This window comes from Photobacterium aquimaris, from assembly GCF_002954455.1.
Classification (GTDB): domain Bacteria; phylum Pseudomonadota; class Gammaproteobacteria; order Enterobacterales; family Vibrionaceae; genus Photobacterium; species Photobacterium aquimaris.
This window is the reverse complement of record NZ_MSCC01000001.1, coordinates 1,562,718-1,587,344: the sequence shown is the minus strand read 5'-3', so window position 1 is coordinate 1,587,344 and position 24,627 is coordinate 1,562,718. Positions and strand designations below refer to the sequence as shown.

The 24,627-nt window shown below is 37.2% G+C and carries 18 protein-coding genes and 1 pseudogene; 4 read left to right on the top strand and 15 right to left on the bottom strand.

Annotated features, from left to right (window positions below; translation table 11 throughout):
* From BTN98_RS07045 to BTN98_RS07000, 10 genes and pseudogenes are all read right to left on the bottom strand, one after another.
* Positions 1–630: alcohol dehydrogenase catalytic domain-containing protein (locus BTN98_RS07045; RefSeq protein ID WP_167390197.1), on the bottom strand; the 630-nt coding region annotated here is incomplete at its 3' end.
* A 385-nt stretch (positions 631–1,015) separates the two neighbouring features.
* Complete coding sequence (gene gfa / locus BTN98_RS07040; RefSeq protein WP_061000963.1) at positions 1,016–1,579, bottom strand: S-(hydroxymethyl)glutathione synthase; 564 nt, start codon at positions 1,577–1,579, stop codon at positions 1,016–1,018.
* A 310-nt stretch (positions 1,580–1,889) separates the two neighbouring features.
* Positions 1,890–2,498 (bottom strand): S-(hydroxymethyl)glutathione synthase, encoded by a 609-nt coding sequence (gene gfa / locus BTN98_RS07035; protein WP_082732232.1) that lies wholly within the window; start codon positions 2,496–2,498, stop codon positions 1,890–1,892.
* Between the two features lie 214 nt (positions 2,499–2,712).
* Entirely contained in the window at positions 2,713–3,939 is a 1,227-nt protein-coding gene (locus BTN98_RS07030; RefSeq protein ID WP_061000965.1) for an NAD(P)/FAD-dependent oxidoreductase, read from the bottom strand.
* A 552-nt stretch (positions 3,940–4,491) separates the two neighbouring features.
* On the bottom strand, positions 4,492–5,385 hold the full coding sequence (locus BTN98_RS07025) for a LysR family transcriptional regulator (protein ID WP_061000402.1): 894 nt from the start codon (positions 5,383–5,385) through the stop codon (positions 4,492–4,494).
* A gap of 258 nt (positions 5,386–5,643) precedes the next feature.
* Positions 5,644–6,871: pseudogene (locus BTN98_RS07020) on the bottom strand (NRAMP family divalent metal transporter).
* Positions 6,872–7,108: 237 nt separating this feature from the next.
* Positions 7,109–7,828, bottom strand: a complete 720-nt coding sequence (budA, locus tag BTN98_RS07015) for an acetolactate decarboxylase (protein WP_061000405.1) — start codon at positions 7,826–7,828, stop codon at positions 7,109–7,111.
* Positions 7,829–7,840: 12 nt separating this feature from the next.
* The gene (gene alsS / locus BTN98_RS07010; RefSeq protein ID WP_061000408.1) at positions 7,841–9,505 is read right to left on the bottom strand and encodes an acetolactate synthase AlsS; all 1,665 of its coding nucleotides are present in this window, start codon (positions 9,503–9,505) and stop codon (positions 7,841–7,843) included.
* A gap of 279 nt (positions 9,506–9,784) precedes the next feature.
* Positions 9,785–10,975: a NupC/NupG family nucleoside CNT transporter gene (locus tag BTN98_RS07005; RefSeq protein WP_061000410.1), complete on the bottom strand. Its 1,191-nt coding sequence runs from the start codon at positions 10,973–10,975 to the stop codon at positions 9,785–9,787.
* A gap of 644 nt (positions 10,976–11,619) precedes the next feature.
* Complete coding sequence (locus tag BTN98_RS07000) at positions 11,620–13,041, bottom strand: MltF family protein (RefSeq protein WP_240616111.1); 1,422 nt, start codon at positions 13,039–13,041, stop codon at positions 11,620–11,622.
* A gap of 240 nt (positions 13,042–13,281) precedes the next feature.
* On the opposite strand from BTN98_RS07000, the gene BTN98_RS06995 reads away from it, so the two are divergent.
* The 3 genes from BTN98_RS06995 to BTN98_RS06985 all read left to right on the top strand — a co-directional run bounded on the left by BTN98_RS06995 (position 13,282) and on the right by BTN98_RS06985 (position 16,043).
* Complete coding sequence (locus BTN98_RS06995; protein ID WP_061000413.1) at positions 13,282–14,178, top strand: membrane lipoprotein lipid attachment site-containing protein; 897 nt, start codon at positions 13,282–13,284, stop codon at positions 14,176–14,178.
* 77 nt (positions 14,179–14,255) lie between these two features.
* Positions 14,256–14,747: a YehS family protein gene (locus BTN98_RS06990; protein WP_061000415.1), complete on the top strand. Its 492-nt coding sequence runs from the start codon at positions 14,256–14,258 to the stop codon at positions 14,745–14,747.
* Positions 14,748–14,960: 213 nt separating this feature from the next.
* Positions 14,961–16,043: an aspartate/glutamate racemase family protein gene (locus BTN98_RS06985; RefSeq protein WP_061000418.1), complete on the top strand. Its 1,083-nt coding sequence runs from the start codon at positions 14,961–14,963 to the stop codon at positions 16,041–16,043.
* Positions 16,044–16,093: 50 nt separating this feature from the next.
* Here BTN98_RS06985 and copI read toward each other — a convergent pair whose 3' ends face one another.
* The 5 genes from copI to BTN98_RS06960 all read right to left on the bottom strand — a co-directional run bounded on the left by copI (position 16,094) and on the right by BTN98_RS06960 (position 23,519).
* Entirely contained in the window at positions 16,094–16,624 is a 531-nt protein-coding gene (copI, locus tag BTN98_RS06980) for a copper-resistant cuproprotein CopI (protein ID WP_061000420.1), read from the bottom strand.
* 3 nt (positions 16,625–16,627) lie between these two features.
* Complete coding sequence (locus tag BTN98_RS06975) at positions 16,628–19,804, bottom strand: efflux RND transporter permease subunit (protein WP_061000421.1); 3,177 nt, start codon at positions 19,802–19,804, stop codon at positions 16,628–16,630.
* Positions 19,804–21,525: an efflux RND transporter periplasmic adaptor subunit gene (locus BTN98_RS06970; RefSeq protein WP_061000423.1), complete on the bottom strand. Its 1,722-nt coding sequence runs from the start codon at positions 21,523–21,525 to the stop codon at positions 19,804–19,806. Before BTN98_RS06970 ends, BTN98_RS06975 begins: the two co-directional genes overlap by 1 nt.
* Positions 21,526–21,533: 8 nt before the next feature.
* Positions 21,534–22,901, bottom strand: coding sequence for a TolC family protein (locus BTN98_RS06965; protein ID WP_061000425.1), 1,368 nt, complete (start codon positions 22,899–22,901; stop codon positions 21,534–21,536).
* Between the two features lie 225 nt (positions 22,902–23,126).
* The gene (locus BTN98_RS06960; RefSeq protein WP_061000426.1) at positions 23,127–23,519 is read right to left on the bottom strand and encodes a hypothetical protein; all 393 of its coding nucleotides are present in this window, start codon (positions 23,517–23,519) and stop codon (positions 23,127–23,129) included.
* Positions 23,520–23,816: 297 nt separating this feature from the next.
* Between BTN98_RS06960 and lgt the strand changes: the two genes are divergently transcribed.
* Positions 23,817–24,617 carry a prolipoprotein diacylglyceryl transferase gene (gene lgt / locus BTN98_RS06955; RefSeq protein ID WP_061000428.1) on the top strand — a complete coding sequence of 267 codons (801 nt, stop codon included), beginning with the start codon at positions 23,817–23,819 and terminating at the stop codon, positions 24,615–24,617.
* The last annotated feature ends 10 nt before the right edge of the window (positions 24,618–24,627 follow it).

The following is a 24,627-nucleotide window of genomic DNA, read 5'->3' as shown; positions in this document are numbered from 1 at the left end:
GCCGATGATTGCAGCAAGACCGATACCGCCTAGACCAAAGACAGCGATAGTATTGCCTTCTTCAACTTTAGCAGTGTTAAGTACTGCACCCATACCAGTTGTTACACCACAACCTAGTAGACAAACTTCTTCAAGTGGCGCTTCTTTGCTGATTTTTGCTAAAGAAATTTCTGGAAGTACAGTGTACTCAGAGAAAGTAGAACAACCCATGTAATGGAAAATTGGCTGACCGTCTTTGTAGAAACGGGTTGTGCCGTCTGGCATTAGGCCTTTACCTTGAGTTTCACGTACTGCCTGACAAAGGTTAGTTTTGCCTGATAGGCAGTATTTACATTTGCCACACTCTGCTGTGTAAAGTGGGATAACGTGGTCGCCAACTTCAACACTTGTTACGCCTTCACCAACCATTTCAACAATACCGCCGCCTTCGTGACCAAGGATTGCTGGGAAGATACCTTCTGGATCGTCGCCTGATAATGTGAATGCATCTGTGTGACATACGCCAGTTGCAACGATGCGAACTAATACTTCGCCAGCACGTGGTAGCATTACATCAATTTCTTCAACAGAAAGAGGTTGTTTTGGACCCCATGCGATAGCAGCTTTTGATTTGATAAATTTGTCAGTCATCGTTTACTCTCTTAAATATTTGCGACCCATGATCAAGCATGGTGTTCGTTGTTAATTATAGCCACAGGTTTAACATTGTCATTGTGACTTGATGTAGCTATTATATTTATTTCTCGAAAATTGATAATCCCCATAAATGGAAAATCATTATTACTTGCATGTAATAATGTGAGGTTTTTTGGATACGAATATAATATCAAGTGCTCAATAGAGGCCAAATGTTAGGTTAGACCAAGATATTAAATTAGGTCTTAAGTGGTTATATAAATGTGATTTGTGTCACGTTTGTTTTTTTTGTGTTAGTGATATAAAAAACGAATAAAAAAAAGCAACATCTTCAAAGAGATGTTGCTTAATTTTTCACACAATAGTTATGTAAATATTATTATGCGTGATTTTGAGCGTAAACATGTGTTGCGATTGCATCCATTAACGCTGGAGATAGGCAATCGTAAGTGTTTAGGCCAAGTTCATTTAAACGTGCACGGATTGCCGTCATATCTTTTGGATCAGTACCTGTTTCGATGATTGAAGAAACAAATGCAGCAAACTCAGGAGCAGACCAACCTTCATCAGTAGATAGTTCAGTATGAACGAAATCTAAACCAAAGAATGGGTGATTAGTATTATCAATACGACCGTACATATGAACACCACATTCTTTACAAGCGTGACGTTTGATTGCTGCAGACTCATCGATAACAACAAGTTTTTCAGCATTTGCAATTACTTCAACATTGTCACGTGAAATAACAGCGATTTGTGAAAATACTGCGCCTTCTGGTTTCCAGCATTTAGAACAACCACAAGCATGGTTATGTGCAGTTTGACCAGATAGTTTTACACGTACAGTATTTGACGCACAGTTACAGTTTAATACGCCACCTTGGAAGTTTTCTTTAGTAGCCGCAAAACCGTTATCAATTGAAGGGTGTAGAGATATAGACATAATTTTTCTCTTATTTAATAGTTATTGGATAATATTTATTTTGTAGGTTTATTATAATTAATTATAAACAACTTTTTTAAAAGTACCGTGTTTAGTAGTACCTATTTGAAATATGGAAATTAATTATAATAATAAGCAACGAAAAATATATTGGGTTGATGTGATATATATTATGCTTATTTTTATTTTTCACAATAACGAATACTGTAATTGATTATTACTAAATAGGAATAATCAAAAATTGATCGCCCTAATAAGGCACAACTTAAAAGGGCACCATTATAATGAAATAAATTAGCAGCTATTTTATTTATTTTTTACTGATATGTGTTGCAATTGCGTCCATTAAGTCAGGAGATAAGCAATCGTAAGCTTCTAAACCTAATGACTCAAAACGTTCGCGAATTTCAGGCATTGACTTAGGATCGGTACCCGTTTCAATCACTGATGAGACAAACGCAGCAAAAGTAGGTGCAGACCAGCCTTGTTCACTAGAAAGCTCTGTATGAACGAAATCTAAGCCATAAAATGGGTGGTTAGTATCTTCGATACGACCATACATATGGACACCACAATCTTTACAAGCGTGACGCTGAATCGTTGCTGTTTCATCAATAATAATTAGTTTTTTAGCATTTGCGATAACTTCAACATTATCACGTGGAATAACCGCTACTTGTGAAAATAAAGCGCCTTTAGGTTTCCAGCATTTAGAACAACCACAAGCATGGTTATGGGCTGTTTGTCCGGTTAATTTAACATTAACTTTATTCTTTCGGCAATGACAGCTAATTAACCCACCTTTAAATGTATTACTTGTTGGTTTTATTCCATTATCAATTGCAGGGTGCAATTTAATAAAAGGTGACGTTGAACCTTCAGTATTATTACCGAATAATTTAGCAAAGAATTTTTTCATTATATTGATCTTATATTATATGTAGAGTATTAAATGCTAATGATGAAAACATCATTAGTTATATATTTAAGCATTAAGCATTAAGCATTAAGCATTAAGCATTAAGCATTAAGTATTAAGTATTAGATATTAAGTATTAAATATCAGATATTAAATATTCGGTATTAAGTATTCGGCTAATGGGATTAGCCGAATACACATGTGATGCCAGTTACTACATTCCGTTAGGCTGGAATAATGCTTTTAAGCGTTTAGTAATAATTAAACGTGATACAGTAAACATACCTTCAACAGTACGTTGGTGCAGACGGAAAATAGTATCGTAAAGACGACGAATAAGGCGTCCTTTAAATACCAACTTGTTTGCCATTTTTGACTGAGGAGCAAATGAACCTACAGCAAAGTGATGCCCAACAGCGACAACCATACCACCATCTTTAAATTCAAAGTCGGTCAGTTCTTTACCACGTAATAAGCTAGTTAAACTTTTGCTTAAATGCACTGCTGCACGGTTCGCCGCTTGTGCTTTTGGCGGAACAAAACTGCCATCAGCTTGTGGAATTGATGCACAATCACCTAAAGAGAAAATGCTATCATCAACAGTCGTGGTTAAATTCGCATTAACAATAATTTGGTTCATGCGGTTATATTCTAAACCACCAACGCCTTTAAGCCATTCAGGTGCTTTGACACCCGCAGCCCAAAATTGAATATCAGCTTCTAGTGATTGATTATCAGCCGTTACCATACCATGTTCTGATACTTCACTAATACGCGTATTTAAAAGCACATTAATATTTGTTCGTTGTAGCTCTTTTAATACTTTTGCTGACATTTTTTGTGGGCTATTTGGTAACACACGATCAGCAGCTTCAATTAAGTTGATTGTTAGCTTTGCGGCATTGTAACGCTGTAATTTATGACTTACTCGCGCAAGTTCAGCTGCAAGTTCAACACCAGTTGCACCTGCGCCGACAATATTTACAGTGCGATCATCACCTTCACGTAGTAATTGACTGATTTTATTCCATGCGTGACGGGCTTGGCTTGCTGAATCAAGGAAAATACAGTTATCACGAGCACCACTCGTATTAAAGTCGTTACTTACAGCACCAACAGCGACAACAAGGTAATCATATTTTACCGCAGCTTCTGTGCCATCATTGCGGCGAACACAAAGCATTTTATTTTCACGATCAATATCAGTCATTGCCGCTTGATAGTGTTGGTAACCATTAATTGCTCCATGGGTGAAGTAGCAAACTGAATCTAACTCGCGATCAAAGGTACCTGCAGCAATCTCGTGTAAACGGGGTTTCCAATAGTGATCTGTTTCTGGTTCAACCAAAATAATTTCATGTTTTTTACGGTTAGCTTTTGCTAACAAAGTCGATAGTTCTATACCGGCAGCACCGCCACCTACAATAACGATTCGTGACATAACGAATACCTCAAAAAGTGAACCCTAGATATCATTCTCAGGGGATGGTCTTCCATCATTTAATAGATGAGCTGATCCGTTGCTACAAAATGACTTTTTATTAGCCACAACACGCAGGGCGGCTACCTGATATCTTATGTGTGATGAATTTCTTTGATATAAGACAATTAAATCAATCAAAATTCAAGTTCTGTGAACTCGACACGGGTGTTTTTTTTTAAAATATCACTGTTGTGCCATTGGTGACCATTATATTCCAAACATATTTAATGACAATGCCATTAAAAAGTAAATGACCTTTACGTATTGGTAATAATAGTGCTAAATAAATTGTGCTTGTAATTGTTGGTAACAATTATTTACTGGTAAGGTGCTGTTTTTTCTGTAATCGAATAATATGCATAACTATACAATTATAAATGGAAAATTGATGTCTAAAGCGAAGGTTAAAAGAGGGAGGGGTTCTTATAATGTGAGAATATTGTCAATGTTACGTAGATCAGAAAAGTAATAGTAAGCATGAGCAAACTGCTCATGCTTAAAGGCGGTAATTTAAAATGATTCTATGTCGGTAAATTGCCCTTGCAGCCAGTGAATCGCTGGGCTTAATTGAGAACCAATTGGGTAAATAAGCGAAGCGGACCATACATTACTGGTAATTTTACTGAATGAAAGATTAAGTTTTTTTAGCATTTCATTTTTAAGGTCATGTTTTAATACGAAATCAGGCAAGCAACAAATGCCAATATCTTCACGGCATAATGACAAAATAGTATGGATATCTTCAACATGCCATAGCTGTAGTGCTGCTTTTGCTTCATCAAATGGCAATGAATCTAAAGATGCAGGGATCAATAGACGTTGCTGACAAAAATCTTGGTAGCTTAATGTTGTCGCACCCGCGTTATATTTATCAAGGTACGATTGAGTAGCCACCCAGCTAACATTGATATTGAATGCTTGAGTATACTCTAGGTTAATTTTATTTTCGTGATCAAAAATACCTAATGCAATATCAAGATTTTTAGCTTTGATTTCTTCAGCTAAACGCTTACTGTTTTGTTGCATAATAAACAATTCAATATTAGGCAAGTCAGAGGATAACCTTTTGATTATTGAAAGTATTTTTTCATTGCATACTAGCGGATCAATACCGACTTTGATTTTTACATCATTCATATGGTAAATAGATAATGAGCGCTCAAGAAATGTTTGATATTGCGCCATCATTATTTTGGCATTTTTTAATACATGCTCACCTTTTTCTGTTAGGCGAGGGCACTTGCTTGAACGATCAAAGACTTGAAATCCTAAATCAATTTCAAAGTTTTGGATAGTGAGGCTAACTGCAGCTTGAGTTTTATTCAGCTGTCGTGCAGCAGCACTAAACGAACCATATTCGGCAGCAGCAATAAATGAGCTAAGAGTTTCAATCTTTATATTCATTTTTTAACGATTCATCTTATTTTTATAATGGTTAATAGGTCATATCTTATCGTTCTACATAAGAATAACGAAATTGGTGTTATTCTAATATAACTAAAACCTATACCTAAAGACAACCATTAGTGCTCTTTATATTGATATTTATTATATTTATGGCTTATGGGGTGCTTGGCAAAATTCAGCTCATATGTTTTTTTATTTTATTAGTTGATATAAATCAGTCGCTAAAGGGTATGCCTAGCGACATACCCCTAATGTTTAGCCAATAAATTTAGTGATAAAGCCACTAATATTAGAAAGGCTTGCTAGGCTCATAATAAGGATAATAGTGACACCAATTACCGTAAGGTAGAGTGGGTGTTTGTAAGTTCCTACGATTTTGGGGTTACGTGTAGCACCAAGTACTGTAGCTAGTACTATGGGTAAAATGATGCTGTTAACAAGTCCAGCTAGCATCAGTAACAGGATTGGCATATTCATTAATACAGTGCCAAGAGTTGTGAATATGATAAACCCAACACACCATGATTTTTCATTACGGGCAACAACAGGGAAAAGCGTTTGTATTAATGATATTGCCATGTATGAGTTGCCGACCACCGAAGTAATTGAAGCGACAAATAATACCAATCCAAAAATAAAGTAACCAATATCACCCGCACCATGACGAAATGCATCTGCTGCAGGGTTTGATGGCTCTAACGTTACTCCAGTTGTGATCACCCCAAATACTGCACAAAATAATAAGATACGAATAATGACCGCAATAGAAATACCTGCTCATGCGGTTTTGGTGACATTGTGGGTATTTTCAGTGCCTGTTAAATTCACATCGATTAAGCGTTGTGCGCCAGTGTAATAGCCGCCAACGGCTCCTCCGACGATTGTTAATGTTGGTAATAAAAGGTTTGAAAAATCAGAAGGTACTATTGCAGCGATCACTGTTGGTGCGAGTGGCGGTAAATTGGTGAGTGCGACATAAGCAATTAATATGATCATTAATAAGCCTAAGTAACGCGCCATTTGATCCATACGTTTAGATGCGTTATGAACAATAAATAACAGACTACCAATTATCCCTGTAAAAATGGCTCCCCAGGTAGTATCTAGCCCTGTGAGAACATTCATGCCAAGTGCTGAGCCGCTAACGTTACCAAAGTTAAAAGCAACCGCGCCAAGCGCTAATAGGATGCCAATAAAGTATCCCATTCCAGGTGCTACTTTTATTGGCAATGTCTTGAATTCGTAAGCCAGAGACGCCAACGATACGCCATAAGTTCATGACAATACCAAAAGTAATAAACATTGAAGCAAAAACAGGAAAAGCCATATCAATGTTATAGATATTGGTAAATACAGCGGTTTGCGTTAAAAATCCAGGGCCAACAGAGGTCGTCGCCATTAAAAAAGCAACACTTAAAATTGCTTTGTTTTGCCAGTTAGCGTGGCGTGGGGAAGTTGTTTTGGTTTGTGTATCAGTGTGCATTATGAATCCCAAAATTAAAGTCTCTCATATTTATAAAAATAGAAAGACAACTGATGAGGATCAGCTGCATTGTGGAGTGATATATTTGATGAAAAAGCAATAAAATGTAATCGATTGCTTTAGTTGGCGCGGATAATAAATATAGTTATAGAAACTGTCAATAACCTTTTTTTTAAACAATAAAAAAAGCCCTATCTCGGTAAAAGCTAGGGCTTTAAAGTATTTGTTTAGGCAGTATTATTTCTCAGTGGTATGAATGGCCGCTTTAAGATCATCTGGATTTAAATCTGCGCGATCAAACTCTTGAGATGCAGGCATACGTAAGTGGAAATCTTTAAATATCTCAACTTCAGCTATGCCTTCAGTTAAAATAAAGTCACTAACATGACCACCTTGAGTACGATCATCACTGATAAAGTGGAAATGGAATCCTGGAACATTAATACCGATCATGTATTCAGGGATCTTAAAGCCAATCATGACACCTGAGACATGAGTCATTTCAGCAATCGGTTGATGCTTCACCACTTCTACCATTGGCGGATAAGGACGATGTTGTGCTGGTACTGTACGGGTTTTAACGTATGAGAATTTACCTGTTAAACGAATCGCATTAATGGCGTTATTAGCAACAAAGTCTTTTTCTAAGCAAGTTTCAAACTCAGATTTGGTTAGCTCAATAAGACTGACTGTATCAGTTGGCTCGAAATTAACCACACCAGCAAATGGTGTAGTAATATCATGATTTACAAGATGCACATCGCCAGTACTAGTAAGTTGATATACCTCATCGCCTAAAACAATCATCTCGCCGTCAAGATCATTGAAGGTACCGATACCAAAATTACCATGATCAAGTAATTGGCCAATTGTAAAATCACCTTGGTATAAACCTGCAATTAAGGCACTCATCATTGATGTTTGATAAAACGTTTTATCGTTATTTTGATGACTCATGATGTGTTCCTCTTAATCTTGTTGGCAAGGGTGAAGTTGATCAAGTAGACGGCTGTTATCGCGGTAATCAACATTAACGTTAACTAATACTGGACCACTTAATGCCATTGCTTTACGAAGTACTGGCTCGATATCATCAGCATTGTTAATTGCCAAGCCATGTGCGCCAAAACTTTCCGCATACTTAACAATATCTGGACCCATGAAACTAACGGCACTCTCACGACCATATTTTTTCAGTTGCTGAATTTTAACCATGTCGTAACTGTGATCTGTCCAAACAAAGTGAACAATATTGCATTTATGGCGAACAGCGGTTGCTAACTCCATCGATGAGAATAAGAAGCCACCATCACCAGACATTGAAATAACTTTTTCATTAGGAGTCAGCAATGAAGCAGCGATAGCCCAAGGTAAGGCAACCCCTAGTGTTTGTTGACCGTTGCTAAATAACAAGCGACGTGGTTCAAAAGCATGGAAGTAGCGCGCCATCCAAATGTAGATAGAGCCTACATCACAACATACGGTTGTATCATCACTCACGAAGCGACGTAGGTCATGTACAAAGCGTAGTGGGTGGACACCCATAGATGATGTTTTGTTAACACCCATTCGCATAATATGTTGTAGGTCTTGACGTAAATCTTGAAGTTTTTTGTTATTTTCAAGAGGTTCACGTTGATCTAATTCTGCAGCAATAGCATCAACAGACACAGCAACATCACCAACAACTTCAAAAATTGGATTATAACTAATCTCTAAATCTGCTTGTTGGTAACCAATATGAATAATCGGCGTTTTACCATTTTTGTTCCATAAAATAGGATCATATTCGATTGGACTGTAGCCAATAGTGATAATCAAATCAGCATTGTTTAATGCCATATCACCCGGTTGGTTTTTAAATAAGCCGACGCGGCCAAGGAAACAATCATATAAATCATGTGAAATAACACCAGCTGCAGCAAATGTGTTAACTACTGCAATTTTAGTTTGTTGCAGTAATTGACGAATAGAAGTTGTTACAAAGGGTTGACTGGCATCCATACCCAATAGCAATACTGGATTCTTGGCTGCATTAATACGATCTGCTGCTTGACGAATTGCTTGCGGATGAGCACCACCAAATAAAATTGGCTTAGGTTGTTGTACGGGAATAAACGGAATCTGATTAGTTAGCACATCTTGAGGTAAGCTAACAAAACTCGCTCCTTGAGTCGGTTGTTCTGCAATACGGAATGCTTTATGAACCACATCAGGGACTGAGGCACTGTCCATTACTTCTGCTGAGAATTTAGTAATAGGATTAAACAGTGAACGTGTATCCATTGATTGGTGCGTATTATGAGAATACATCGAAAGCGGGACCGCACCAGCCAGTGCAACAACAGGGTCGCCTTCACTATTTGCTGTCGCAACACCCGTAACAAGGTTTGATGCGCCTGGACCAGATGTGGCGAGACAGATACCTGCTTTGCCTGTTAAACGTCCAGTTGCTGCTGCCATGAAAGCGGCATTTTGTTCATGGTGACAAATAATGATTTCAGGACCGTTATCACATACAGCATCAAAAACTGAATCGATTTTAGCTCCGGGGATACCAAAAATATGTGGAACATCATGTGCGTTTAGAGTTTCAACGACAAGATCGGCACCTGAAATGGTTTTATTTAACATATAAGCCTCATGGTTATAATTATTAATCGGCTCAGGACATGTTTTCGCTAAATCGAATTTTATGTGATGAGTGGCACAAAATTTAAATTATTTATCATACAAATTAAAGGGGCTAAAATTGGAAGTTAATATTTCTTATTTAGTAACAGGTAGTGTAATTGGTTGCAGTTTGATGGTGAGGCAGAAGTAAATAAAGAGCAGAAGTGAAAATCATGAGGAAAGATAGAATAAGAGCTTCAAAAAAGAAGCTCCTGATTATTAACGGAAGTGCTTATAATCTTATAGCATGATGTTTGCTATTAGTGCTGATAACACACTAACTAATGTTGAACCATAAAGTAGACGCAAGCCAAAACGAGCAACCATATTACCTTTTTCTTCATTCACACCTTTCACCGCACCAGCAATAATACCGATAGAACTAAAGTTCGCGAATGAAACAAGGAAGATTGAAACCGTACCGACAGTATGTGCAGATAAGCTTCCCACTTGTTTTTGAAGATCCATCATAGCAACAAATTCATTGGTAACTAATTTAGTTGCCATGATACTGCCTGCTTGTAATGCTTCATGAGCAGGTACACCCATAAGCCATGCAACAGGGTAGAATAAGTAACCAATTAGGTTTTGGAAACTGATACCAAAAGCGGCATCAAAGCCCGCATTGATCATTGAGATTAGTGCGATGAAACCAATTAGCATAGCAGCAACAATAACGGCGACTTTAAAGCCCATTAAAATGTATTCGCCTAGCATTTCAAAGAATGTTAATTTTTCACCACTTTCAGCTGCCATCATTTCATCGATATCCATCTCAGCCTCATGATCGTAAGGATTGATGATAGAAAGAATGATGAAAGTACTAAACATGTTAAGGAACAATGCCGCTACTACATATTTAGGGTCGATAAGTTTCATGTATGAGCCAACGATAGACATCGAAACTGTCGACATTGCTGTAGCTGCAAGGGTATACATACGACGCTCAGACATACCGCCTAAAATATCTTTATAAGTAATAAAGTTTTCAGACTGACCAACCATTAATGCGCTGATTGCGTTAAATGATTCAAGTTTACCCATGCCATTAACTTTCGAAAGTAAAAAACCTAACGCCTTGATAATATAAGGTAAGACTTTTATATGTTGTAGAATACCAATTAATGCTGAAATAAAGACAATTGGCATCAACACACTGAGGAAGAAGTTAAAATCATTGTTATTCGATAAATTACCGAACACAAAATTAGTGCCATCAGCCGCAAATGCAAGCAGACCATTAAATGCGTCAGCAAATTCTTTAACTATGCCAGTACCAGCTGATGAATTAAGTAAAAAGTATGCTAATGCTAATTCAATAATAAGCAGTTGAAGAATATATCGATATTTAATGTTTTTACGGTTATTACTAGCAAGTAACGCTAATACTGCAATAACGACTAACCCGAGTATAAAGTGTAGATAGACCATATTGGATTGTGCTCAGTGTGATTATTATCTGTTTATGTGGTTATGCTGAACGATTTCATTCTCAGATAAAGTGATATATATCGCATTTTTAATCCAGTGCTTTTTTTTGCAACTGACAAGAACTTATTTCTCAAAATTACGCAATCGCTTGCTATTTTAAGAAATTAGACAGTAAAAGATGTTAAAAAAAACGCTTTTCAAGCGATATTTATAATGGAAGAAATGTTATTTTGTGATGTGAGTTACAGAATAAGCGTCATTTTCCCCTTGTTTTTTAACTATTGATGTCGTTAATGATGTCAGCTTGTTAAAATGGTGAGGTGGGATTTGTGGGGGGATAGTGTAACTTCCAGAGGTGAAGTATATTTGTTGTATCAATATTACAATTTAACATTGTAAAGATGGTGTGTCGTTGTTGGCTGCATTAATTTACATTAAGGCTAAATAATAGGATGATATTTACTCTATTTTTATTGTGATTGGTAATGTAATGAAAAAATCATCTAAAAACCGTAAATTATGGTATTTTCAAAAACAAGAACGTCGTATGAAACATTTATCTATCCCTAATTTAAAAGCATAATATAAAAGTGCGTATTGGATGCGCAGTTATATTGTATGCATAATATATTTTTCGATGTAGGTTATTTAAATAAGACTGAACCATCAAATCGATACGGTGGAATAAATGGTCGAACTCCAGAGTCACGAAAGCGTTTAAGTTTCATTATTTGTTTATAGACAATGAAATAACGATTTATGTTATTAACATAGACAATGGGCTGTAATCCTATATGTTTACGAGTAATAAGCTCAACATTATTAAACCAAACGTTAGGATTATAGCCTTGTTCTTTGGCATATCTTCTCATTTTATTGATATTACCAGGTCCTGCATTATAAGCGGCTAATGAGAGGTAAATTTTATTATCATAATCTATTTCATTGTTACTAAAATACTGATCTTGTAGGAAACGCATATATTTAATACCGGCATGAATATTATTGGTTGATGTATAAATATTAGGAATGTCAACATTAGGATCACGAGCAGTACTGGGTAATATTTGCATTATACCTATGGCCCCTTTATTTGACACTTTATGTTGATTTAGTCCTGATTCTTGAAACCCTTGTGCCATTAGCATTAAATAATCAAAATCGTACTGTTTTGAGTAACGAAAAAAAGTATGTGATAACTTTTCCATTCGATCAATATTGTTAGGATCAAGTAGAGTATGAAGCCAACGATGATTTTCCAAGTATTTATTATAAATCATGTTGCCTATTAATGTACCTTCCTTAACGGTATTAATATATTGATTAACTAAACTCATAAGCTTAGGGCTATCTTTACGCATTGCCCATGCTATCTCACCATTGTTGCGTAAAACAAAGCTATCGTTTACTCGAATGTTTTTTAAAATTGGTCGCCAAATTTTTATTTTATGATCATCAATTACCGTTGCATTTAATAAGTCTAAATTTATTAATTCCAATAATTCATAGTCTTGTAATGTTTCATCAATAAATAATATTGATGCAATAGGTAAATTTTGCATCCTTAATTTATTATTAACTTTAAGTAAGCTTTGGTAGTAACTTGAACTTTTTCTGATCCATATAGTTTGACCACTTAAATCAGTTACTGTATTGAAAGGTGGCTGTTTTTGGTTATTAATTAATACTTCTGAAATATTACTTAATACCGGTTGACTAAAAGCGACTTGTTTTTTGCGTTCAGCAGTAATGGTAATATTAGCTATGGCTAAGTCACCTAATCCACTAACAATATAAGGCAGTAAATTATCACGATGAACAGGAATGATTTGTAAATGTAGCGCTGGATGAACTTTATGAATATTTTTTTCAAAGTGTTGTAATAAATCAGCAATAATGCCTTTAGTGATACCATCTTCGATGTAATAAAAACCCAAATCTGCTGCGACCAATACTCGTAACACGCGTTTTTTTTCTAATTCAGCTAAATCACCGACATATTTAGTGCCGCTCAGAGGTGCGAGTTGAATTGAATATGCCTGAAAACTTATTAATAACAGGCACAATATTACTAACTTGTGTTATATTTAATGAAGTGCGAAATATTGAATATCATTTTACCTGCCATACCTAAGTAAACGTAAATTAATAGGTTTGGGGTTAATTATGGTTGTTAATCATAAAAAATGCCTATTTATCTCATGTTTTTGTATGGTTTATACTGATTTTTCATATGTTAAAGATAATGATATGATGGTTAATTATTGCTTTGTTATATTGTGTAATATATGGGTAACTAATTAATAATGAAAAGAATTCTAATAGGATTGATAGCTGTATTATTACTGTCTTCATGCAGTATGGTAGCTACTTATTTTGTACGGAATACCCTTTATGTAGATATTTTGGCATATATGCCTAAAAAGCTAAGCGAGACATCGGGGTTAGCTATTATTGATGGTGATATTTGGACTCAGAATGATACTTATGGTCAAAATAAGCTTTATCGATTAAATCATGATTTAACAGCTGTTGTACAGACGGTAAAAATTAATAAAAGCCTTAATCGAGATTGGGAAGACTTAGCGCAAGATCAGCAATATCTATATATTGGCGATGTTGGTAACAATCTTGCCAAGCGTAAAGGTGGTGTTATTTATAAAGTCGCCAAAAGTCAACTTAGTCACCAACAAGTCGTAACGCCAACGGCAGTATTAAATTACCAATATACTGATTTTAAAAAAGGTTGGTTTAATAAGCATAATTTTGACAGTGAAGCGATTACCATTGTTGGTGATCAGTTATGGCTGTTTACAAAAAACTGGAAAGATGAAAACACAAAACTGTATCGTATAAACACATCAATAGTAGATAAAATGCAATATGTTAAACCTGTTGCTGAATATCCAAGTAAAGGTTTAATTACTGGGGTTGATTATGATCCACAAACAGCAACCTTAGCCTTCATTGGCTACCGTAAAAATATGTATTTAGGGTACTCATTCATTTGGTTGGTAAAAGTGAAGAATAACGAGCCAGATTGGTCGACGGGCATTTATAAACGGTTAGGTATTTATTCACAGTGGGAAGCTATTCATTGGAATGGTCAGGGAAGATTATTGATTACTGCCGAGAAAAATCCATTGAACAAAGCTCTGATCGGTATAGTTGATGTGCAAAAGCTACTAGATACGGGTGAATAGCAATGGATTATCTGTTATTCTTCGCCGATAATTTCGCTGTGATTATTGCAACCACGGCATACTAAATTGGATAAATTGTGACTAATAACGATGTTTTGCGCCGTGTTCGCTATACTTTTGATTTAAATGATAGCGAGATGATCGCTATTTTTGCAGCAGCTGATTGTGAAGTGACACGTGAGCAAGTGTGTAGCTGGTTAAAAGCAGATGATGCTGAAGGTTATAAAAGTTGTTCTGATGAGCAAGTTGCTACTTTCTTAAATGGCTTTATTAATCAAAAACGCGGCAAAAAAGAAGGTGCTCAACCAGCACCAGAGATAAAAATCACAAATAATATTATTTTTAGAAAATTACAAATTGCACTTAATCTAAAAGCAGAAGATGTTCTTGATTTGTTTAAATTAGTTGACTTTCGTTTAAGCAAGCATGAATTAAGTGCTTTCTTCCGTAAAGTAGATCATAAACACTACCGTGACTGTAAAGATCAAGTATTACGTAACTTTTTACAAGCACTTCAGATCAATCATCGTGGTGTAGAGTCACTTGAAGAATCAACTGACGAGAAGTAATTCTCTTCGTTGATCTGACTGTTAGAAGCAGCTCCCATTGGGGCTGCTTTTTTATTGGCTGTAGTGTAGTAATACATTATAGCCATTGTGTTTCGAAATATTTACTAACACATTTATCAATTTATTGGTTGGATTGATTGTACTCATCAAAGAAAAAAACAGCTGAATTTGTAAGCTATTCACTTCAGTCATAAATGTTGAGTCAGTGAGCTTATGAAAATTACGGATAATTTACACTCGCCACGTATTGGTGTCATTGGTGGTATGGGCAATGAAGCTATGGTCGATCTAATGCTAAAAATGGCATCGTTACCAATGCACAGTGACTATCAATTTGTCGCTTTTGGTAATTCACGTTTAGCCTATAAGCCTCAAGAAGTGATGCAACAATGGCTACCAACTGATATACCCGAATTACGTAAATATGATACCGCGGCCTATACATTACGATTAATGCAATATTTAGCCGTTGATCAGCTTGGTTTAGCCTGCAATAGTGCTCATGAATTATTTCGACGTATTTTGCCAGAGATACCAGTAACTTTTGTCGATATGATTCAACAGACAGCAACGTCGCTACAAGGTTGTCAAGATACGGTTTTAGTCATGGGGGTTAACAGTCTAATAGAATCGAAATTATATCAAACAGCCTTAACAGAGCAGGGAATTAAAGCCACGCAGCCTTCTGTTGATAATCAAGCTAAGATAATGGAAGCAATTTATAATCCCAATTTTGGTATTAAAACCGCTCAAATCACCAAGCAAGCGGAAATATTATTATGTGAAGTGATATGTGATGAAATAGCAACACAAGGCTGTTCAAAAGTGATCTTAGGTTGCACTGAATTGCCATTAGCTTTAACGGCTAGCAGTTGTCAGCGATTTAAAGCACAAGGGATACTGCCAGAAAATGTTGAAGTGATTGATGCATCGATGGCATTAGCACAGGCATTAGTGTCAATTCAAGGACAAACTGAACCGTTAACCCAACCTTTGACTACTTATCAAGGGCAACACTTAGACTGGGTACAACCATTAGCATTTAGGGTATCGTCATTAGCTGAAGGTATAGAGATTCAGCAGCGTATTTTTGATTATACAGTGGATTATTTAACAGCGCGAAACCAAAGTCTTGCTGGTAGTTATTTTCATTTACCAACATTATTCTTTTCAGCGTCAGCAACGGATATTGAGCACAAGTTGCATGCGCTAGATATTGATGTTTACAGTGGTATTAATGCATTAGATGAAATTATCACTGATAAATTCGTTAAGTATTATGCTGATTTTGAATAGTTAAATAAAACGAGGTAGAACACATGATCTACCTCGTTTTTAATAAAGACTTATAAGGTGATTGTTTGGGTCATACCTGCGGTGGCATGACCAGCCATATTACAAGCAAATTCAATTTTGTTACCGCCGTGAAAATGCCATAAGACCTGTTTGGCTTTTCCTGGTGCGACTGTAACTGCATTACCACTTTCTATATGGTGATCTTGTCCAATTTGTCGAGCTTGTGCTTGCTCTTGTGGAGAGCCAATTGAAAACTCGTGTGCCATTTTACCTTGGTTGATAACCACAAATTGCACCACGTCATTAGGCTTGATATCGACAGGTTGTTTGAAGGTGATTTGCATATCATCCGAGAGAATGACATAGGCCACTTTATCGGGTTTTGAACCTGTCGCAGGCATACCCACATCAGACATACTTTTCATATTCATCATCTGATGGTCCATTTTAGTAGTGTCCATTTGTGAGTGATCCATACTACTGTGATCCATTGCACTATGCTCCATTGTTGAGTGATTCGTAGCTGCAATGGCGTTGGTGGTTGTTAAGGCTAGAGCTAAAATAAGTAGTGTTTTTTTCATGATTCATTCCTTTGTAATTGATGATGAATTTAATGATGCTGTAGTATTGGTATTGGTATTGGTATTAAGTTCGCGATTTTTCCAAAGTTTGAAGATGGCAGGTAATACTAATAAGGTTAGTAAAAGCGCTGACGCCATTCCGCCAATCATTGGTGCTGCAATACGTTGCATTACTTCAGAACCAGTACCAGAACCATACATTATCGGAATCAAACCAATGATAACGGTTAGTACGGTCATCATTACGGGACGAACGCGTAAGCCTGCACCTTCACTGATTGCTTGCTGTAAATCTGTTGCGGTTAATGCACGTTGCTGATCTTGTGCATCTTGTTTTTTAAAGGCCCATGACTGGTTTAAGTACACCAACATAATCACCCCAATTTCAACCGCGACACCAGAGAGCGCGATAAAACCAACACCAACAGCAATTGAAAAATTAAACCCCAGTATTAGCATCAACCATAAACCACCTACCATCGCTAATGGCAGAGTTGCCATAATAATCAATACTTCTTGTACTCGGCGGAAACTGAAATAAAGCAGCAGCATAATAATGGCAAGGGTAATTGGCGTGACAATACTCAAGCGGGATTTTGCTCGCTCCATATACTCATATTGACCTGACCACACCAATGAATAACCGACGGGAAGTTGTAGTTTTTTGGCGACCACTTGTTGTGCTTCGGCAACGTAAGAGCCTAAATCACGCTGTTCAATATCGACAAATATCCATCCATTTGGACGTGCATTTTCAGTCTTGATCATTGGCGGACCATCTTCATAACGAATATTAGCAACATCAGCTAGTGCTATACGGGCACCATTGGGAGTAATCAATGGCAGATTTTTTAATTTTGCGGCTGAATCACGGTAAGATTGTGGGTAACGCACATTAATAGGGTAGCGCTCTAGACCTTCAATGGTTTCACCAACGTTCATTCCGCCAACAGCTGTAGAGACTATCTGTTGAATATCTTTAATAGCTAACCCATAACGTGCAGCTTGACGACGATTAATATCAATAGTGATATAACGCCCTCCAGCAACACGCTCAGCATAAATAGAGGTTGTGCCTGTGATGTTATTTAAAATAGGCTCAAGTTCTGTCCCGATCTTTTCGATCACCTTTAGATCTGGCCCTGCAATTTTGATCCCTATCGGCGTTTTAATTCCTGTTGCTAACATATCAATTCGAGTTTTGATTGGCATTACCCAAGCATTGGTTAGCCCTGGAAATTGGATCAACTGATCTAATTGCTTACGTAAAGACTCCGTGGTAACACCATCGCGCCATTGAGTCCGTGGTTTTAGCTGGATCACGGTTTCAATCATGGTTAAAGGAGCAGGATCGGTTGCGGTATCAGCACGACCAACTTTGCCCCAAACAGTAGCGACTTCAGGAACGGTTTTAATCAGTTTATTGGTTTGTTGTAATAACTGCCGTGCTTTACCAATTGAAATACCGGGGTAGGTGGTTGGCATATACATCAAATCACCTTCATCCAAAGGAGGAATGAATTCACTGCCAAGTTTTGCTAACGGGTAATATGAAGATGCCATTAAGACAACCGTAATCACGATCATTGTCTTTGGAAATTTAAGACTTAAATTCAACAATGGTCGATAGAGTGCAATAACAGTACGGTTAACTGGGTTTTTATGCTCAGGTAGAACCTTACCTCGAACGAAATAGCCCATTAGTACAGGCACTAGCGTTATTGCTAAACCTGCAGCAGCAGCCATGGCATAAGTTTTAGTAAATGCCAATGGAGAGAACATTTTTCCTTCTTGTCCTTCGAGCGCGAACACGGGAATAAAACTTAGAGTAATGATCAGTAATGAGAAGAACAAGGGTGTACCTACTTCTTCTGCAGCTTTACCTATCACTTGCCAACGGTTTTTATCGGTGAGGGGAGTTCGTTCAATGTGCTTATGAACGTTTTCTATCATTACGATAGCTCCATCAACCATTGCGCCAATGGCTATTGCAATACCGCCTAATGACATGATATTGGCATTAATACCTTGCCAATGCATGACGATAAAAGCAGATAAAATACCAATCGGCAAGCTAATCGCGATCACTAATGAAGAGCGAATATGAAATAAAAATAAAGCGCAAACGATGGCAACAACAAGAAATTCTTCAGCAAGTTTTTGCCAAAGATTTTTAACGGCATGGTCAATTAAGGTCGACCGATCATAAGTGGCAACGATCTCAACACCTTCAGGTAATCCTTGTTGTAATTGAGCCAACTTAGTTTTGAGGTTAGTGATCACTTGGCTAGCATTTTCACCAAAACGCATTACAACAACCCCACCGACAGCTTCACCTTCACCATTAAATTCGGAAATACCTCGACGCATTTGCGGCCCCAAATTAATATCTGCAATATCTCCTAATAGCAGTGGCGTACCATTATCGGTTACTTTTAAAGGCAGTGATTTTATGTCTTCAATATTAGTTAAATAGCCAGTGGTGCGAACCATATGTTCAGCTTCAGCCATTTCAATAACAGAGGCACCAGTTTCTTGGTTACCGTTTTGAATAGCCATATTGATTTGTTGAAGAGTAAGGTTATAAGCGCGAAGTTTGGATGGATCGATCTGAACTTGGTATTGTTTTACCATGCCGCCAACGGTTGCAACTTCAGAAACACCTGCAACAGTTTGGAGTTCATACTTTAGAAACCAATCTTGTAAACTAAGCAATTCGGCTAAATCATGTTTACCTGTTTTATCTTGTAATACATAACTATAAATCCAGCCAACTCCTGTCGCATCTGGCCCTAAAGTAGGTTTTGCATTAGTTGGTAACTTAGGTGCAACTTGGCTTAAATATTCCAGTACACGAGAGCGAGCCCAATACATATCTGTTTTATCATTAAAGATAATATAGACATAGGAATCGCCAAAGAAAGAATAGCCTCGAACAGTCTCAGCCCCCGGTACGGCTAACATAGCTGTCGTTAATGGGTAAGTCACTTGATCTTCAACCACTTGTGGTGCTTGGCCTGGATAACTGGTCTTAATGATGACTTGAACATCAGACAGATCCGGTAGGGCATCGACAGGAGTATTTTTAACACTGTATAAGCCACCAATAGTTAAAAATAAGGCCGCAATTAATACCAATAAACGGTTATGGATTGACCAACGAATAATAGCGGGGATCATTATTTATTCTCCCTTGGCTTAAGATCTTGCAGAGTATAATCACTGCCATTCTTAACCAGTTTAAATCGCACTGGCTGATCCTGTTTAAAATCGCTTAATACAATAGTATCACTGACGGTAAAGTTCATTTCACCCGCTGGCCATTCCCATTCAGGAATAGCTTGGTAGTTAATTGTGATTATATTAAATTCAGCCATTAACATTGAGATATTGCCATTGACCCAAATTTCATTAATCATTTCGGTCGTATCTTTTTTATAATCAATAACTTGAAACTGATTGTTGGCCGTTTTTTGAATTTCAAATTTAATTTGCTGACCAACGATGAGATCATTAATTGTAAGTGTTTGATTGACTTTAAAATCCATTGTCATTGCTGGCCAATTCCAAGATCTGACTGGCTGGTGGTTGATGGTTAATATACCTTGATCGTTATTGATCGCCGTGATCTCACCTTGAGCCCAAGTGACGATAGAGTGTTTATCGACACCGTCGACACCATTTATACGTGAGAGATCAGCACTTTTACTGGATTCTGAATCAAGCATAAATTGCGCTGAAGTGACAATACGATCTGCGGTGGTTAATCCAGCCACAACTTCAACTAAATCATCTGCTTCACGGCCAATTTCTATTTTTACTGAACGGTATTTTCCATTGCCTTCAGCAAGTACCACACGCGTCATGTCACCTGAGCGAATTACGGCTTGAGCAGGAATAGTTAGTACGGCTGTTTCTGTTTTTGGGGTTAGGGTGATATTGGCAAACATATTCGGCTTTAATTGACCATTATGATTAGCAAACTTTAACCGCATCCGTAATGTACGTGTTTTAGGATCTAAAATAGGGTAAACATAATCGACCTTACCTTGCCATTGCTGACCGGGGATCGCATCTAATGTCATGGTGGCTTTACTGTCAGTGGTTATCCAGTGTGCTTGGCGTTCAAATATTTCGGCATTAACCCAAACTTCATTAAGTGGACCTGCACTGATAGCCGCTTGTGCAGGGGATAGATAACCACCTTCACGCACGTTTAAACTCGCAATAATGCCATCAGCGAGTGCTTTGACTTCGATGGTTTTGGTGGCTTTGCCAGTTTTGATAATATGTTCGATTTGTTGTTTATCAACGCCAAGAGCGGCTAATCTATCTCGCGCACCTTGCATTAAACCACTGCGACCAGTGCGATAAGCATTAAGTAATTCTTGTTGAGATTTAACGAGTTCAGGTGAATAAAGTGTAAATAGCACATCACCTTTATTTACCTGTTCCCCAACAGCATTGACGTATAATTTTTGAACCCAACCACTAACACGAATATTGGTTTGCCAGAGATGACTTTCATCAAAAGCCACATAGCCAATGGTATTGATTTTAGGTACGAGATTTTGCTCTATCACTGCCGCTGTTTTTACGCCTAAATTATTTTCAATCGCAGCGTTAATAATCACCGTTCCTATAACATTGTCGTTTGCTGTATTTTTCTCGGTATAAACAGGAATGAGATCCATCCCCATTGGTGACTTACCTGGTTTATCACGTTGGTAATTGGGATCCATTGGAGCAACCCAATATAACGGTTCTTCGTCTGTCGCTGTTGTGGCAACTGCTGTCATGGATGTTGAGTTATTTGAGATATAATGGGTTGCTGTAACACCAACAGCAGTGCCAATAAGTAACGCAACGGTGGCGATTTTAACTGTATTTTTTGAAGACATGCTGCTACCTACTCATTGGCTGTTGAATGCTGAAGTTGTAACGATTGTGGTTGAATATCAAAACCATTAACTAATGTAGCTAAATTACTGTTAGTGATGTTTAAATCTGTAATAACTCGCGCTTGTTCAATAAGTAATGTCAGTTCATCAGTAGCTGCGGCAATTACATTATTAAACTGTGCGGTATTATTTTGATAACCACGCTCAACTGCTTGAGTACGTGCTTTTGCTTGCTTAAGTAGGGTCGTTGTATAGCGAGATAAACGTTGGCTTAAATTATCACGTTCAACCAGTAGAGCATTAACCTTGGCATTCATTTGGTTCAGCAGTAGATCCCGTTGGGATTTTGCGGCTCCCACTTGATATTGCGCTGCGGCAAGATGATGATCTTGACGGTTATCAGTAAATAGCGGTAAATTCATGGTGAGATACGCACTAACCAGATCAGGGGCTGGTTTACCTGACATACCATTGGCTTGGCGAGAGGCATACATAACTTCAATGCCAAATTGAGGTTTATAAGCTTGCTGGCTAATAGTGACTTGGGTTTCATTAGCAGAAATAGCACTATTAGCAATCAGTACCATTGGATGTTGTTTTAGTAATGAATAATGTTGGGTGGTGGCTGTTAATTGCGGCATTAATTGGTTAAGCCGCTGCCAAGATAACTGTTCTGATGCCTGAAGTACGGTTTGAGTCGTAAGCCAATCCGCTCCCAGCCATTCAGACAGTTGTGCCATGATACGATGTTGTGTTTGTCGGTTTGTTTGTAATTTGTCTTCTATCTTGACGAGTTGCAATTTAACTTGCAGTAAATCTTGCGCTTCACTTCTACCAATAGCGTAATTAGTCTTGGTGAAATTAGCTAGCTCCATTACTAAACGGTGGTTGCGCTGTAAGGTATGGTAAACTGATTGTTGATAGCCCAATTCTAACCACAATTGTGTCATTTTATTGGTAATATCGAGTTCACGAACAGCATGTTGAATACTAATAGCCTGAGCTTGAATTTCCCCTTTTTGTTGTTGTAATTCAAGGGTGTTACCACGGTCAAATTGTTGCATTAAACCAATAGATAGTGTGGTCATTGGATCAGTATTAAGAGAAAAACTATCTGTTGGTAAGCCACCAACCCCCAGTTTTAACTTAGGATCAGGTAAGCTGTTATTGCCTAAACTAGTTGCATACATTGCACGTTGCTGAGCACTAATTTGAGCCATACTCGCATCGTTTTTAATCGCTTTAGTGATCAGTTGTGTCAACTGTTGCGATTGTTGTGTTGTTGTCACGGTTGCTGATGGTGAAGCAAACAGAGTTGCTGGTATTATCGTGCTAGCACTGATAGCCAGAACTAACATAGAAGTTGTAACGTTCATAACGTAATCCAATCTTCCATAAGCGAATATAAAACAATAGTAGTGATGATCTAATTATTATTACGCAGTTAGTTATTAGTAATAACGGTTTAGAGCAGTTATTGCATTAAATAAGGCTTATGGTGATCTTAGATCTGCTGCAAAATAATGAAACACAGATCATAAGATACAATTAATCTGTCACGGACAATAATGATGTCGTGAGTAAAAATAGATTAAGTGGATTTATACTATCGGAGGGCGATATAACGTTGGTGTAGTCGTATTTAGTTGGTGTGTTTTTTCTATAGCAATGAGTGTTAGATTTGATGGTTGGAATAAGTTTTCAAATTGACTCGGAAGAAAAGCAATATTACTTAAACATGCGATAGAACAACATTTATCAATCCCGCCCATTTTATCGCAATGAGAAGGTGATTCTGACGCTTGGTTATGTTGATGAGGTGTCATTGATTCATCATCACAGCAATCCATTGTTGATGACATTACCATCATTGAATTATTCATACTAAGCATTTTTATCGACATTAAAGGTGCACTGGAAGCAACACTTGATAGCAATAATGCTATCAGCGTAAAGCTTGTAATCCAAATTGTACGAAGATGTTTACTGTACATCTTTAGCCTTTAATTAATGTTAAGTTGTTATTATATGCAATGATTACTATTTGAGGTCAAGTAGTAATTGCTATTTGGTGTGTTATTAATGCATAAAATACCAAAATTGATGCTTTAAAATGTTTGTCATAATAGCTTGGTAGTTTTTTTATGCCGAATTATTAATCATATTTATCATAAATAGTTTGAAAAATTAAGCTGCTGTTTATTCACCCCGCTGGTTTTTCTTGCTAGTCTGTGATGATTATCGATAGCATCTATTGTTTTGGCTATTGTTCACTCAGAAGGTAATCTTGTTTGAATCATTTTGTTTGGGATGTTAATCCAATACTAGTGTCATTCTTTGGTTTAAAGATACATTGGTATGGCGTGCTATTTGCGCTCGCTATTACGTTTGGCTTCCAAGTTATGAAGTCAATTTATGAGCGTGAAAATAAACCTGTTGAAAGTTTAGATTCACTATTAATGTATGCCGTTGTCGGTATCATTGTTGGCGCTCGATTATTTCATGTTGTGTTCTATGATCCAGGTTATTACTGGGCACATCCAGCGAAAATATTCGCAGTATGGGAAGGTGGGCTAGCAAGCCACGGTGGTGGTTTAGGCTTAATCATTGCGGTTTATTATTACAGCAAAAAGTATGCTATTGATCGTATGTGGTTACTTGATCGTTTAGCGATTGCAACAGCATTATTTGGTTTCTTTGTCCGCTTTGGTAATTTCTTTAACTCAGAAATTTTAGGCACCCCAAGTAATTTGCCATGGGCGGTTGTATTTGAACGTGTTGATTTAGTGCCACGTCACCCAGTTATGCTTTATGAAGGGTTTTCTTACTTAGCAATATTCTTCTTATTGTTTGCGCTATATCGTAAAACCGATATTGGTAAATACAAAGGACTGCTACTTGGTTGGTTCTTAGTGCTTGTGATGACAGTACGATTCTTATTAGAATTTATTAAAGTACATCAGGCTGATTATTCAACCGATATAGTACTCAATACTGGTCAGTTATTAAGTATTCCATTTATTCTGGTAGGTATTTATTTTGTGATTAAAGGTCAAAGAGCGCGTAGCTTAGACCACGCTAAAAATAGCTAATCTAACAAAT